Here is a 12956-nt window from a genome sequence, read left to right as displayed (position 1 = left end):
AGGTATGACGTGAGGACATGGCTAGTATGACTTTTAATCGATTGTTGCCGCTACCTGCCGACCGTTCAATGAGCCCATGTTCAGGTCATGTGGGAGCGAGCCTGCTCGCGAAGGCTGTTTCACATTCAGCATTGATGTTGGCTGATCCAGCGCTTTCGCGAGCAGGCTCGCTCCCACAAGGGATCTGTGTTTTTAGCTGACAAAAGGGCAATGACATGGCGACGTGTGGCGAAGTACTGGTCAAGTTACTCGAAGGTTATGGGGTCGAGCAGGTGTTCGGCATTCCCGGCGTGCACACCGTGGAGCTATATCGCGGGCTGGCCCGTTCGAGCATCAACCACGTCACCCCACGGCATGAACAGGGCGCCGGTTTCATGGCTGACGGTTATGCGCGCACCAGCGGCAAACCGGGTGTGTGCTTCATCATTACCGGCCCGGGCATGACCAACATCACCACCGCCATGGGCCAGGCTTACGCCGACTCGATCCCGATGCTGGTGATCTCCAGCGTACAGAGCCGCAACCAGTTGGGCGGCGGGCGCGGCAAGCTGCACGAGTTGCCGAACCAGAGCGCACTGGTCGCTGGCGTCGCAGCGTTCTCTCACACCCTGATGTCGGCGTCGGAATTGCCCGGCGTGCTCGCTCGCGCATTCGCCTTGTTCCAGGCCGGGCGTCCGCGTCCGGTGCACATCGAAATTCCGCTGGACGTGTTGGTGGAAGAGGCCGATGAGCTGCTCGCCAGTATTCCGGTCAACATCGACCGCGCCGGTGCCGCGCCCGCTGCCGTAAGCCGTATGAGCGCGTTGCTGGCCGGCGCCCAACGTCCGTTGATTCTCGCCGGTGGCGGTGCGATCGATGCCGCAGCAGAGCTTACCGAACTGGCTGAACTGCTCGACGCACCTGTAGCGCTGACGATCAACGCCAAAGGTCTGTTGCCGTCGACGCATCCGCTGCTGATCGGCTCGACACAAAGCCTGGTCGCCACCCGCGAATTGGTCGCCGATGCCGATGTGGTACTGGCGATCGGCACCGAACTGGCCGAAACCGATTACGACGTGACCTTCGCCGGTGGTTTCGAGATTCCCGGCAAGCTGCTGCGCATCGACATCGACGCCGATCAGACCGTGCGTAACTATCCGCCACACGTCGCCCTGGTTGCCGATTCGCGCAATGCCGCGCAGGCATTGCTCAGCGCCTTGTCGCACAAAACGCTGGCCGAGCGCCGCAACGATTGGGGCCAGGTACGCGCGGCGCGTCTGCGTGATGATCTGGCCGCGACCTGGGATGCACCGACGCTGGCGCAAACCCGTTTCCTCGAAACCGTGCTGCACGAATTGCCCGACGCGGTGTTCGTCGGCGACTCCACGCAACCGGTGTACACCGGCAACCTGACCTTCAATCCGGAGCGTCCGCGTCGCTGGTTCAACTCGTCGACCGGCTACGGCACCCTCGGCTATGCGTTGCCGGCAGCGATTGGCGCATGGCTCGGTGGACAACCCGATAAAGGTGCACGGCCACCGGTGGTGTGCCTGATCGGCGACGGCGGTCTGCAGTTCACCCTGCCGGAACTGGCCAGCGCCGTCGAAGCGCGCACCCCGGTGATCGTCCTGCTGTGGAATAACCAGGGCTACGAAGAGATCAAGAAATACATGGTCAACCGCGCCATCGAACCGGTCGGCGTCGACATCTACACCCCGGACTTCATTGGCGTGGCCAAGGCCCTCGGCTGCGCCGCCGAAGCGATCAACTCAGTGGAACAACTGCGCAGTGCACTGCGTGCCGCGACCGATCGCCAAGGCCCGAGCGTAATCGAAATCGACCAGAACCAGTGGATGCAGGCGGTGGCCAAGTGATCAATTTTCCAACCACACTCGACGGCCTCTACATCAACGGCCAATGGTCGGCCGGCCGCGAACATCTGCGCGTGATCAACCCGGCCACTGAGGCGTTGCTGACCACGGTCAATGGTGGTGACGAGCACGCGGTGAGCCAGGCCGTGAGCGCTGCGACTGAAGCATTCAGGGACTGGTCGCAAACCAGCGGTGCTGAGCGCGGCGCGATTCTGCGCAACATCGCCAATGGCGTGCGCAACGGTCGCGATCACTTGATGAAACTGCAATCGAGCAACAACGGCAAACCGCAGTTCGAAGCGGCCATCGACGTCGACGATGTGATCGCCACCTTCGAGTACTACGCCGAACTCGCTGAAGGCCTCGACGCCAGACAGGACAGCAACGTGCCGCTGCCCAGCGATGATTTCAGCGCACGCTTGCGGCGCGAGCCGTGCGGCGTGGTCGGGCTGATCGTGCCGTGGAATTTCCCCATGGTCACCACCGCGTGGAAACTTGCGCCGGCCCTCGCCGCCGGGTGCTGCGTGGTGCTGAAACCGTCGGAAGTCACGCCGCTGCCAGAGCTGGAGCTGGCGGCGATCATCGCCGAAGCCGGCCTGCCCAACGGCGTGTTCAACGTCGTTTGCGGTACTGGCCTGGCGGTCGGTGCACCACTGTCGGCGGATCCGCGCATCGCCAAGATTTCCTTCACCGGTAGTAACGCCGTCGGTGTCCAGGTGATGCAGCGCGCCGCCGAAACGGTGAAGGGCGTGAGTCTGGAACTGGGCGGCAAATCTTCGCTGCTGGTGCTCGAAGATGCGGATCTGCAACTAGCGGTCGAGTTGGCTTGCGGTGGCGGTTTCTTCAATGCCGGGCAGATGTGCTCGGCCACCAGCCGTGTGTTGGTTGCCGATGAATTGGCGGATGAATTCCTTGAACGTTTGCACAAGCGTGCGCAGGCGATTCGCGTGGCGGATCCGTTCGACCCGGACGTGGAGATGGGCGCACTGGTCAATCAGGCGCAATACCAGCGCGTGCTTGGTCACATCGACCGGGGTCTGAGCGCTGGCGCGAAGCTAGTGTGCGGCGGCAATCGTCCGGCAGATCTGCCGCGCGGATATTTTTTGCAGCCAACCGTGTTCACCGACGTGCCCCTCGACAGTGCGCTGTGGTGCGAAGAGATTTTCGGTCCGGTGCTGTGTGTGCGCAGTTTCAGCAGCGAAGCCGAGGCAATTGCCCTGGCCAACGACAGCCAATTCGGCCTGGTCGCCAGTGTGGTGACGCGTAACGCCGAGACCGCCGAGCGGGTCGCCAACGCCCTGCAGGCGGGGCTGGTGTGGCTCAACGCGCCGCAAGTGATCTTCCCGCAAACCGCGTGGGGCGGTTACAAGCAGAGCAGCATCGGCCGCGAATTGGGACCGTGGGGCCTGGCCGCGTTTCAGGAAATCAAACACGTGATCCGGGCGCTCTGAACGCCCGAAAAAGGTGAGCGCATGCCTCGCAACGAGGCATGCGTCGACGTCATGGCTTCAATGAGTTTTTTTCGATAGTCAGGTGTTTTGCACGACCTCAGGATGAACCCGTCGGCAGCGCTGCAGGCCTTTGAAAACAAGGCCTGCAGCGGATCCGGCCGCGCGGATGCAACGGTTGCGACCAACCTCATACTTAAAAGAACAAAGGGAGTCCGTCATGGGCGAGCACGATCTGAACAGGCGTCAATTCATTAAAACCGTCGGCGTCGCCTCGGTGGCTGCGGCCGCCCTGAGCATGCCCTTCATCCGGGCGAGCGCCAGCGACACGCGGTTCGCCGGCAAGACCCTGCGTTTGCTGACCTGGTCGGATGACACCGGCCTCGCGGCACTGCGCAACATCGCCGCCACGTTCGAAGCCAAGACTGGCGCCAAGGTCATCGCCGACCGCACCGGCAGCACTTCGGAAATGGTCGCCAAACTCAAGGCCGGCGGTGATCGTCCGCAGTACGACATCATCACGTTGGCCGGCGTCGGTGCCGAAGGTCTGGCGGCCGCCGGGCTGCTGGAAAAACCCGACCTCAACCGTATTCCCAACCTGATCGACGTCCCGGAAAAATACCGCACTGGCGCCAATGGCCACGGCATCGGTTACCTGTTGTGGTGCAACAGTCTGGTCTACAGCACTCGCACCCAGAAAGAGGCGCCGAGCAGTTATGCCGCGTTGTGGGATGCCGATCTGGCGCCGAATATTTTCCTGCCTCCGCCGAACTGGACCGAGGCGATGGACCTGATCATCATCGCCGCGAAACTGGCCGGCGGTGACGAACACAACATCGAACCGGGCTTCAAGAAACTCGCCGAACTCAAGGATCGCGTGGTGACGTTGGGCGAAAACCCGAACCAGATTGCCGAGCTGTTCCGCACCGGTTCGCTGGACATGGGCGGCCTCTATGCCCCGGCATTTTTTCCCAAGCAGATCCGCGATCCGAACTACGGCCTCGGCGCTACGTTCGGCATGAAGGAAGGTTTCTACACCGACCTGATGCTTTCGGTGATGCCGAAGAATCGGCCGGGAGATACCGATCTGGCTTACGCGTTTATCGACCACTCCCTCGACCCGCTGGTGCAGGGCAAGATGGCCGAAGACATCTTCAACGGCCCGGTCAACGCCAAGGCGATCATCTCCGCCGAAGCGCGCAAGAGCCCGTTCATTCTGACGCCGGAGCAGATTGCCGAGAAGGCGATCATGCACGACAACGCCTTCCTGGCCACCGTGCATGACCAATGGATTCGTCGCTATACGGAAATTTTTTCTTCCTGAGCCGAACACAAACCTTCAGAACACCGCAAACCCTTGTGGGAGCTGGCTTGCCAGCGATGACGGCCTTCCTGTCGACAATGATGTCACTGACAGATTGCTATCGCTGGCAAGCCAGCTCCCACAGGTTTCTCAGTGAATATGAAGGTTGTGTTTGTCAGTTGTTCTTCCATTGACGAGATCATTGCTATGGAACATCAATCCCTGACCCAACCGGTTGGCGCCGGCGATGTGCGTCCGGCGCGCGGTATTTCTCCGACAGCGCGGGCGTGGCTTTTCCTCACGCCGTCGATGCTGTTTCTCGGCGTGCTGATCGCCGCCAGCCTGTTGGTGCTACGCATGAGCGTCGGCACCAAAGGCGCGGAATGGAGCGGTTTCAGCCTGGCCAGTTATGCCCAGTTGCTCGAACCCTATTACCTGAAATCCTTGCTGCTGACCTTGCGTCTGGCGCTGATCAGCGCGGTGATTGCCGTGGTGCTGGCGATCCCGGTGGCGTACACCATGTCGCGGCTGACCTCGCCGTTTCTGCGGCGGATTTTCCTCGCAGCGGTGCTGTTGCCACTGCTGGTCAATCTGCTGCTGCAAAGCTACGGCTGGCTGGTGATTCTCGGTCCCGGCGGCATGCTCAATCAGGCGCTGATGGGCCTCGGCCTGATCAAGCGGCCGATCATGTTGCTGTACAACCAGAACGGCGTTCTGATGGGCCTGGTGCAAACAGCGTTTCCACTCGCGGTGTTGCCGATTGCCAGCGCCATGCGCGGCGTCGCGCGAAGCTATGAAGAAGCAGCCGCAACCCTCGGTGCCAGCCGTTTTCAAGTGTTCCGCCAAGTGGTTCTGCCGATGAGTTTGCCGGGGATCATCACCGGTGCAACGTTGGTGTTCGCCTACAACGCCAGCAGCTTCGTGGTGCCGTTGCTGCTCGGTGGCCGTCGCGTGCCGATGCTGGCGGTGATGGTGCATGACCAGATCGCGCCGCTGATGAACTGGCCCGCCGCGTCGGCAGCCGGGGTGGTGCTGATTGTCACCACGCTGGCGATCATGACTCTCTCTGAATACATCACTGGCCGTCGTCGGCGTCTGCTGGAGGCTTCGCAATGAGTGCCCTGACCAAGAAGCGCATGGTGCTGTTGCCCGGCGAAACCGGCAAGTTCGCCGGCATCCTCTCCGGCTTCATTCTGCTGCTGGCGGTGTTGCCGATCCTGACCATGATCGTCATGTCGTTCAGCGGTGCGTCGAACCTCGACTTCCCACCGAGCAGCTACAGCCTGCAATGGTACAAAGCGGCCTGGCACACCTTTGTTTCGCCGGACGCCAGCGACGTGCTCAGCCTCGGTCAGGCCATGGCCACCAGCCTGTTGGTGTCGTGCCTGACGATGGTTTTTGCCACGCTGATCGCGGTGCCTGCCGCGTATGCGCTGACCCGCTGCGAATTCCGTGGCAAGGCCGTGGCGCTGCAACTGATGTCGCTGCCGCTGGTGTTCCCGATGGTGGTGTTAGGCCTGGCCTTGCTGCTGGTGTTCGACAGCCTGCCGTTCCACCTGACCACTTCGCGGCTGGTGATTGCCCACGTGATTCTGGCGCTGCCGTTTGTGGTGAAGAACTGTACCGCAGCGATGCTTTCCATCGGCAGCGAAGTCGAGGAAGCGGCGCGGATGCTTGGCGCTTCGCCGTTGCGCGCAATTGTCGATGTGGTGGTGCCGTTGATGAAATCGGGGATTCTGGCCGGCATGCTGCTGGCGTTCATCGTCTCGTTCAACGAATTCACCGTGACCTATTTCCTCTACACCATCGACGTCATGACCGTGCCGATCTGGATGTACAGCCGCACCGTGTCATCGCTCGACCCTACCGTGTTCTCGTTTGCCGTGCTGATCGTGCTGATCGACTTCGTCCTGATCTGGGCGCTGGAGAAGCTGGTGGGCGAGGGCGGCGTTTCCTTTTGATTTGAGGTGCAACATGACTGGTCTGATTCTGGAAAACGTCGAGAAATTCTACGGCTCGGCGTGCGCGGTACAAGACGTCAACCTGCATTTGCCGGAAGGCAAACTGGTGTGTTTCCTCGGCCCGTCCGGCTGCGGCAAAACCACCTTGCTGCGGATGATCGCCGGGCTGGAAACCTTGAGTGGTGGCGAGATTCGTCTGGACGGCGAAGACATCGGCCAGACCCCGGCGCACCTGCGCAACTTCGGCATGGTGTTCCAGTCGCTGGCGCTGTTCCCGCACATGACCGTTGGCGAGAACATCGCCTACCCGCTGAAGTTGCGCGGTGTCAGCAAGGCTGATCAACACAAGCGCGTGGTCGAGTTGCTGGAGCTGATCCAGTTGCAGGCGATGATCGATCGCCCGGTGGCGAAACTTTCCGGCGGCCAGCGGCAGCGCGTGGCGATTGCCCGGGCGATTGCTTCGCACCCGAAAATCCTCCTGCTCGATGAGCCGCTATCGGCGCTCGACGCCAAGCTGCGCGAGTCGATGCAGGTGGAAATCCGCCAACTGCAGCAGCGCCTGAACATCACCACGATCATGGTCACCCACGATCAGCGCGAAGCGATGACCATGGCCGATATCGTCGTCGTGCTGGGCGAACACAAGGTGCAGCAGGTCGGTACGCCGATCGAAATCTATCGGCATCCGGCCAATGAGTTTGTCGCGGACTTCATCGGCTCGGGCAATATTTTCCCGGCCACGGCGCTGGGCGATGGCAAGGTCAGCCTGCCGGGTGGTGACGCGCTGCAAGTGCCGATCTGCAGCAGCATTGTCGTCGGGCAGAAGGTGAAGATGCTGATTCGCCCCGAAGACCTGCAACTGTCCGCACCGCAAGCGACGGCGGGGAATCGATTGCTCGGCAAGGTGACGTTTGTGCGTGATATCGGCGCGACCATCGAGACGACGGTGGAGTGTTCCGGGGTGACGTTTACGGCGCTGAGTACGCCGTGTCAGGGGATCGGGTTGGGGATTGGGCATCCGGTGTCGGTGACGTTGCCGGCGGACGCTTGTCGGGTGTTGGGGGCTTAGATTGGGGGCTGACTCCAAATCGCCCCTCACCCCAGCCCTCCCGAAACGTCGGACCGCCCGGAGGGAGAGGGGGCCGACCGAGGTGTCTGGCGCTATCTATCGACCTGAGATATCGAGTCGATTATGGATTCGGCAAAGTACTTTCAGGTCAGCGTACTTCTTCAATATCCCCCATTCAGTCCCCTTTCCTGGGGTAGAGGGAGCCGACCGAGGTGTCAGGCGTTATCCATCGACCTGAAAAATCCAGTTGATTGTGGATTCGGTAAAGCACTTTCAGGTCGGTGAACCTCTCCAATATTCCCCATTCAGTCCCCTCTCCCTCTGGGAGAGGGTTAGGGTGAGGGGCTCTTGAAGTTCACACCGAAAGTCTCAATCGCGCCAAATCCCTTAACGGCGGTGCACCAAACAAGCGGCTGTACTCACGGCTGAACTGCGACGGACTTTCATACCCGACGCGATACCCCGCCGCCGACGCTTCCAGCCCCTCGGCCAGCATCAGGCGCCGCGCCTCTTGCAGGCGCAACTGCTTCTGATACTGCAACGGACTCATCGCCGTCATCGCCTTGAAACGGTGATGCAAGGTCGAGACGCTGAGGTTCACTTCTTTGGCCAGGTCATCAATGCGCAGCGGCTGTTCGAAGTTGCCGTTCAACCATTTGATCGCCTGACTGATGCGATGGCTCTGGCTGTTGGCGATCGCGATTTCATACAAACGATGGCCCTGCGGGCTGCGCAACAGGCGATAAAGAATCTCCCGGCGAATCAGCGGCGCGAGCATGGCGATGTCTTTCGGTGCATCGAGCAATCGGGCCAGACGCAGCACGGCATCGAGCATCGAACTGTCGATCTGCTCGACATACAAACCCCGCCCGGTCGGCCGCGTCGGCACGCCCATCGGGCCGGCGTCGGCGATTAGCGCGGTGATTTCGGTCGGGTCGATATCCAGGCGCACGGCGAGGATCGGTTCTTCCGGCGAGACATTCACCACGCGCCCGCTTAACGGCATCGAAACCGACACCACCAGATAATTCAGCGGATCGTAATTAAAGAACTCGTCGGCCAGCCGCACTTCCTTACGTCCCTGCGCCATGATGCACAGCGCCGGTTGCGCGAGCACCGGGGCAAAGTCGTGGGATCGGGTGTGGCGCGACATGAACAGCGAGCCGATGGCGGTCTCGTAGCTGCCATCGTCGGTGGTGTTGCGGCGGATGATCGCCGCCAGTTCCGCGCGCTGTTTTTCCATGTCAGCGGTGGGTTCGGCTTGAAAACGATCGAATGACGTCATGCACGGCATCCTCGGCAGGGGAGGTGGAATGGAGCAGAGCATATGTTTGTGCAAGCGCCAGCGGTAGACACATCCTGCGAAATGCTTGCCTGATTCTGCATGGGATTGTGGGCGGGCTCAGCCATAGCAGGATGTAGGGCGGCAAAGTTGCTTGATACGCCGTATGACAACCGTGTGACGCAGTTTTACAGGTTGTTACAGGTCTTCTGCGCAGTCTCGCAGGATTGTGCAACGCAGCGACAGGAATCGACTAACGGCGGCTGGCGTGCGGCCCTTAACCTTTGATCCTGTCGCAGCCCGTCCCCCGGCTGCCACGCGACTCCCTGGGAGGGTTGAACATGTCCAAGCAGATTCCCGTCAGTCATGTGGCCTTCGTTCGAGCGCGCGCCGGGCGTTCGGCGGAACTCGGTGTACGCCTGAGCGCGTTGATCGAGCCGTCCCGCGCCGCCCCCGGTTGCCTGAGCTTTGCCTTGCAGCATTCGCAGTGTGATTCCGAGTTGTGGCTGGTCTGCGGGTTCTGGAGCAGCCAGCAAATGATGACCAACTATTTCAACAGCCCGTCGATGGAAATCTTCGCCGAGCTGGTGCAGGAACTGGTGGTCAACAGCCTCGACTTCCACACGTTCAAGGACGTGTCGGCGGCGCAAGCCCTCGGTCAATGCCCGGCGCCGGTACACAAACTCGTCGGTTGAGGGTTTAATGTCCGGCTTGTTTGTCTGAGCCGGGATATGTGACATGGCACGTAAAGAGTTCGAACACTTCGAAGCAGTTTCCGCAGTCGTCCCCGTCGAGTTGGGCGGCAACAAGGGCTATCACGCGGCAATCGCGGTCAAGGCCCTGGTCGATGGCGGTGCACCACGCTTTCACAAACTGTTGAATGACCAGATCTTCCCCGGCGCCATTGCCGCTGATGAAGCGGCCATCAATGAGCTGGATAACCTCAAAGGCGTCACTGAAGACGCCGAGTTGATCTGGTAACGCGTTACTTGTTTGCGCCCGGACGCCACATCTTGAACAGGGCCTCAGGCCCCAACTGGAAATAATCCGCCGGTCCGCCGCCGCGCAGAATCGGTTCTGCTGCGGCGGTGTCGTAAATGCCGTCCTTCAACAGCCACTTGGCGATATGCACGGCGACCACTTCGCCGAGGATCAGCCAGCTCGGCACGGTTTCGCCATCGGCGCGCTGCAACTGAATGATCTGCGTGACCTTGCATTCAAAGGACACCGGACTTTCTGCGACCCGTGGTACTGAAATCACCTTTGACGCCACTGTCGTCAAACCCGCCAATTCAAACTCGTTGACCTCAGGCGCGACCATCGCGCAGCTCTGATTCATCTGCTCGGCCAGCGGGCGGGTGGCGAGGTTCCAGACGAACTCGCCGGTCTGCTCGATGTTGTTCAGGCTGTCTTTGCGCCCGACGCTGGAAAAACCAATGATCGGCGGAATGTAGTTGAAGGCATTGAAGAAGCTGTACGGCGCCAGGTTCAAGCGGCCGTTGGCATCCTGCGAGGAAATCCAGCCGATGGGGCGTGGGCCGACGATGGCGTTGAACGGATCGTGGGGCAGACCGTGGCCGTTGGCGGGTTCGTAGAAGTGGATGTCATCGGGCATGGTGGGTGAATTCCTGAGGCTGCGTTTCGGATGCAGCCATAGTGCAAGGACGCCCCGCATATTTCCAGCCAGACGCAAAACCCCGTGTAGGAGCTGCCGAAGGCTGCGATCTTTTGATTTTGCTTTTAAAGATCAAGATCAAAAGATCGCAGCCTTCGGCAGCTCCTACAGTGGATTTGTGTGTATTTGAGAAAATTGTCATGCCCCAGAAATGACTAAGCCCGGCCGAGGCCGGGCTGTGGGAGGACTGCTGATACTTAGCTGATGGCAGCGGCGGTACCGGTTTTATCGAAACCGTCAGCCGCGACGGTTTTACCCAGGTTGGTCTTGTCGAAACCATCAGCAGCCACAGCTTTGCCAAGGCTGGTTTTATCAAAACCATCAGCAGCGTAAGTGCCGGTGTGGCTGGTTTCGATGGCGGCGCTGGCGCCGTTGATGAAGTCTGCGGATTTGGTGCGATCCGAGCCGTCGGCAGCAAAGGTATTAGCGGCCAGTACGGACAGGGTCAGGGCGAGGATCAGTTTGGTTTTCATGTCGGTTACTCCAGATTCGTTGGCGGTGTGTCTTGCATGGGTTTAATGCTACGCCAAATAAATTGATTAAAAAGCGCAAATTAATGCTAAGAACAATCGATTAACTTGATGTTAAGGGCGACACGTTGAATTCGCTTTCGTCGTCGGAGCGAGCGTCGCGCAGGTCATCGATCAGGTGATTGCAGAATGAGGGGGCAGTATTAATTAGCGATTAATCGCTGTGCGGCGTGTGTGAGGGATTTTTCATGCAGGTCTGGATAACGCTGTGACCCAATTGCGAGCAGGCTCGCTCCCACAGGGAAATGCATTCCAGATGTGGGAGCGAGCCTGCTCGCGAAGAGTCCATCACAGCCACCATTGCAGTGGCTGTGAAACCCGATCAGTCAGTCACGATCCGCGAATGCTTCTGGGTGTCCTTCATGGTGATGTACACCAGCAACGACACCGCGATGCATGCCGTCACATACCAGTAGTAACCGGTTTCCATGCCGATGCTCTTGAACCACAGCGCGATGTATTCAGCGGTGCCGCCGAAGATCGACACGGTCAGTGCATACGGCAGGCCAACGCCCAGGGCGCGGATCTCGGTCGGGAACAGTTCGGCTTTCACCACCGCGTTGATCGAGGTGTAGCCGCTGACGATGATCAGCGCTGCCATGATCAGGAAGAACGCGCCCCACCAGGTTTGAATAGTGTGCAGGGTCATCAGGATCGGCACGGTGAAGATCGTCCCCAGCACGCCGAAGGCGATCAGGATCGGACGACGACCGATCTTGTCCGAGAGGCCACCGATGATCGGTTGCAGGCACATGAACAGGAACAGCGTGGCGGCAGAAATGGTGGTCGAGTCGGAGATGCTCATGCCGACCGTGTTCACCAGGTATTTCTGCATGTAAGTGGTGTAGGTGTAGAACGCCAAGGTGCCACCCATGGTCAGGCCGACCACGGTCAACAGCTCTTTGGGGTGGCGCATCAAGGTGCGCATGGCGCTTTCCTTGGACTTCTCTTTTTTGGTGAACGACTCGGTTTCTTCCATGCCGCGACGCAGGTACAGCGCCACGACCGCACACAGCGCGCCGATGGCGAACGGAATACGCCAGCCCCACGCGTACAGTTGTTCAGTGGTCAGCACGTTCTGCAGCACGATCAGGACGCCCAGCGCGATGAGCTGGCCGGAGATCAGGGTCACGTACTGGAAGCTGGAGAAGAAGCCGCGACGTTCCTTGGTCGCCATCTCCGAGAGATAGGTTGCCGAGGTGCCGTATTCGCCCCCGACCGAGAGGCCCTGCAGCAGACGGGCGAACACCAGCAGGATCGGCGCGCCGATGCCGATGGTTTCGTAGTTCGGGCTGAGGGCGATCAGCAGCGAGCCGAAGCACATCAGGTAAACCGAGGCCATCAAGGCTTTTTTACGGCCGACCTTGTCGGCGTACATCCCCATCAGCCAGCCGCCAATCGGACGCATCAGAAAGCCGACGGCGAAAATCGCAGCGGTGTTCATCAGTTGGGCGGTGGTGGAACCGGCGGGGAAGAAGGTTTTCGCGAAATACAGGGAGAAGGCGGCATACACATACCAGTCGTACCACTCGACCATGTTGCCGACGGAACCGCTGAAGATCGATTTGATCCGGCTGGCGGTGGTTCTTTCTTTGGCCGGCACGGCAGCCGACCCAAGTGGCAGGGCGTTGGAGTTATCCATTGAAGGATCCTTCGTTTAATTGTTTTTGTGGAGCGCGTCGAAACGCAGCCTGCGAGGGCTATAGCAGGAGGTGTGCCAACGGGGGGAGGGCCGATTTAGAGGGCGTGGCGGGATTGGGTGAGCGGATTTGTGCCGATGGAATTGATCTTGTGAGCGGATTTCCGCTTATTGGGGCTGAGATCAAAAGCCCCTCACC

12 protein-coding genes are annotated in these 12956 nt (G+C 60.2%); 8 read left to right on the top strand and 4 right to left on the bottom strand.

Translation table 11 applies throughout. From position 1 onward, the window contains the following. Positions 1-215: 215 nt before the first annotated feature. The 6 genes from ACOYXH_RS19170 to ACOYXH_RS19145 all read left to right on the top strand — a co-directional run bounded on the left by ACOYXH_RS19170 (position 216) and on the right by ACOYXH_RS19145 (position 7631). The gene (locus tag ACOYXH_RS19170; RefSeq protein ID WP_095048254.1) at positions 216-1853 is read left to right on the top strand and encodes a 5-guanidino-2-oxopentanoate decarboxylase; all 1638 of its coding nucleotides are present in this window, start codon (positions 216-218) and stop codon (positions 1851-1853) included. After that, a complete protein-coding gene (locus ACOYXH_RS19165) occupies positions 1853-3301 on the top strand; it encodes an aldehyde dehydrogenase family protein (protein ID WP_095125947.1) in 1449 nt (482 codons plus the stop codon). The genes ACOYXH_RS19170 and ACOYXH_RS19165 overlap by 1 nt, the downstream gene beginning before the upstream one ends. 217 nt (positions 3302-3518) lie before the next feature. Next, a complete protein-coding gene (locus ACOYXH_RS19160; protein WP_095048253.1) occupies positions 3519-4622 on the top strand; it encodes an ABC transporter substrate-binding protein in 1104 nt (367 codons plus the stop codon). A gap of 186 nt (positions 4623-4808) precedes the next feature. Continuing rightward, positions 4809-5717, top strand: coding sequence for an ABC transporter permease (locus ACOYXH_RS19155; protein WP_095125856.1), 909 nt, complete (start codon positions 4809-4811; stop codon positions 5715-5717). After that, on the top strand, positions 5714-6562 hold the full coding sequence (locus tag ACOYXH_RS19150) for an ABC transporter permease (protein ID WP_095048251.1): 849 nt from the start codon (positions 5714-5716) through the stop codon (positions 6560-6562). The genes ACOYXH_RS19155 and ACOYXH_RS19150 overlap by 4 nt, the downstream gene beginning before the upstream one ends. 13 nt (positions 6563-6575) lie before the next feature. Beyond that, complete coding sequence (locus tag ACOYXH_RS19145; protein ID WP_095048250.1) at positions 6576-7631, top strand: ABC transporter ATP-binding protein; 1056 nt, start codon at positions 6576-6578, stop codon at positions 7629-7631. Between the two features lie 355 nt (positions 7632-7986). Here ACOYXH_RS19145 and ACOYXH_RS19140 read toward each other — a convergent pair whose 3' ends face one another. After that, on the bottom strand, positions 7987-8916 hold the full coding sequence (locus tag ACOYXH_RS19140) for an AraC family transcriptional regulator (RefSeq protein ID WP_093430530.1): 930 nt from the start codon (positions 8914-8916) through the stop codon (positions 7987-7989). A gap of 338 nt (positions 8917-9254) precedes the next feature. On the opposite strand from ACOYXH_RS19140, the gene ACOYXH_RS19135 reads away from it, so the two are divergent. Beyond that, positions 9255-9608: an antibiotic biosynthesis monooxygenase family protein gene (locus ACOYXH_RS19135; RefSeq protein ID WP_460409883.1), complete on the top strand. Its 354-nt coding sequence runs from the start codon at positions 9255-9257 to the stop codon at positions 9606-9608. Positions 9609-9651: 43 nt separating this feature from the next. Beyond that, the gene (locus ACOYXH_RS19130) at positions 9652-9894 is read left to right on the top strand and encodes a hypothetical protein (RefSeq protein WP_095048247.1); all 243 of its coding nucleotides are present in this window, start codon (positions 9652-9654) and stop codon (positions 9892-9894) included. 4 nt (positions 9895-9898) lie between these two features. Here the strand turns inward: ACOYXH_RS19130 and ACOYXH_RS19125 are convergent, their stop codons facing one another. The 3 genes from ACOYXH_RS19125 to ACOYXH_RS19115 all read right to left on the bottom strand — a co-directional run bounded on the left by ACOYXH_RS19125 (position 9899) and on the right by ACOYXH_RS19115 (position 12760). Beyond that, positions 9899-10528, bottom strand: coding sequence for a flavin reductase family protein (locus ACOYXH_RS19125; RefSeq protein ID WP_007912610.1), 630 nt, complete (start codon positions 10526-10528; stop codon positions 9899-9901). 257 nt (positions 10529-10785) lie between these two features. Then, entirely contained in the window at positions 10786-11061 is a 276-nt protein-coding gene (locus tag ACOYXH_RS19120) for a hypothetical protein (RefSeq protein ID WP_038366788.1), read from the bottom strand. Between the two features lie 379 nt (positions 11062-11440). Beyond that, the gene (locus tag ACOYXH_RS19115; protein WP_007912608.1) at positions 11441-12760 is read right to left on the bottom strand and encodes an MFS transporter; all 1320 of its coding nucleotides are present in this window, start codon (positions 12758-12760) and stop codon (positions 11441-11443) included. Positions 12761-12956: the final 196 nt, after the last annotated feature.

This window comes from Pseudomonas sp. Mb7, assembly GCF_054790525.1.
This window is presented reverse-complemented; position numbering and strand designations above follow the sequence as displayed.

Bases quoted from the DNA above. Each gene is read 5' to 3' on its own strand.
- ACOYXH_RS19170 (WP_095048254.1), top strand. From the start codon at position 216: ATGGCGACGTGTGGCGAAGTACTGGTCAAGTTACTCGAAGGTTATGGG.
- ACOYXH_RS19160 (WP_095048253.1), top strand. From the start codon at position 3,519: ATGGGCGAGCACGATCTGAACAGGCGTCAATTCATTAAAACCGTCGGC.
- ACOYXH_RS19155 (WP_095125856.1), top strand. From the start codon at position 4,809: ATGGAACATCAATCCCTGACCCAACCGGTTGGCGCCGGCGATGTGCGT.
- ACOYXH_RS19150 (WP_095048251.1), top strand. From the start codon at position 5,714: ATGAGTGCCCTGACCAAGAAGCGCATGGTGCTGTTGCCCGGCGAAACC.
- ACOYXH_RS19145 (WP_095048250.1), top strand. From the start codon at position 6,576: ATGACTGGTCTGATTCTGGAAAACGTCGAGAAATTCTACGGCTCGGCG.
- ACOYXH_RS19140 (WP_093430530.1), bottom strand. From the start codon at position 8,916: ATGACGTCATTCGATCGTTTTCAAGCCGAACCCACCGCTGACATGGAA.
- ACOYXH_RS19135 (WP_460409883.1), top strand. From the start codon at position 9,255: ATGTCCAAGCAGATTCCCGTCAGTCATGTGGCCTTCGTTCGAGCGCGC.
- ACOYXH_RS19130 (WP_095048247.1), top strand. From the start codon at position 9,652: ATGGCACGTAAAGAGTTCGAACACTTCGAAGCAGTTTCCGCAGTCGTC.
- ACOYXH_RS19125 (WP_007912610.1), bottom strand. From the start codon at position 10,528: ATGCCCGATGACATCCACTTCTACGAACCCGCCAACGGCCACGGTCTG.
- ACOYXH_RS19120 (WP_038366788.1), bottom strand. From the start codon at position 11,061: ATGAAAACCAAACTGATCCTCGCCCTGACCCTGTCCGTACTGGCCGCT.
- ACOYXH_RS19115 (WP_007912608.1), bottom strand. From the start codon at position 12,760: ATGGATAACTCCAACGCCCTGCCACTTGGGTCGGCTGCCGTGCCGGCC.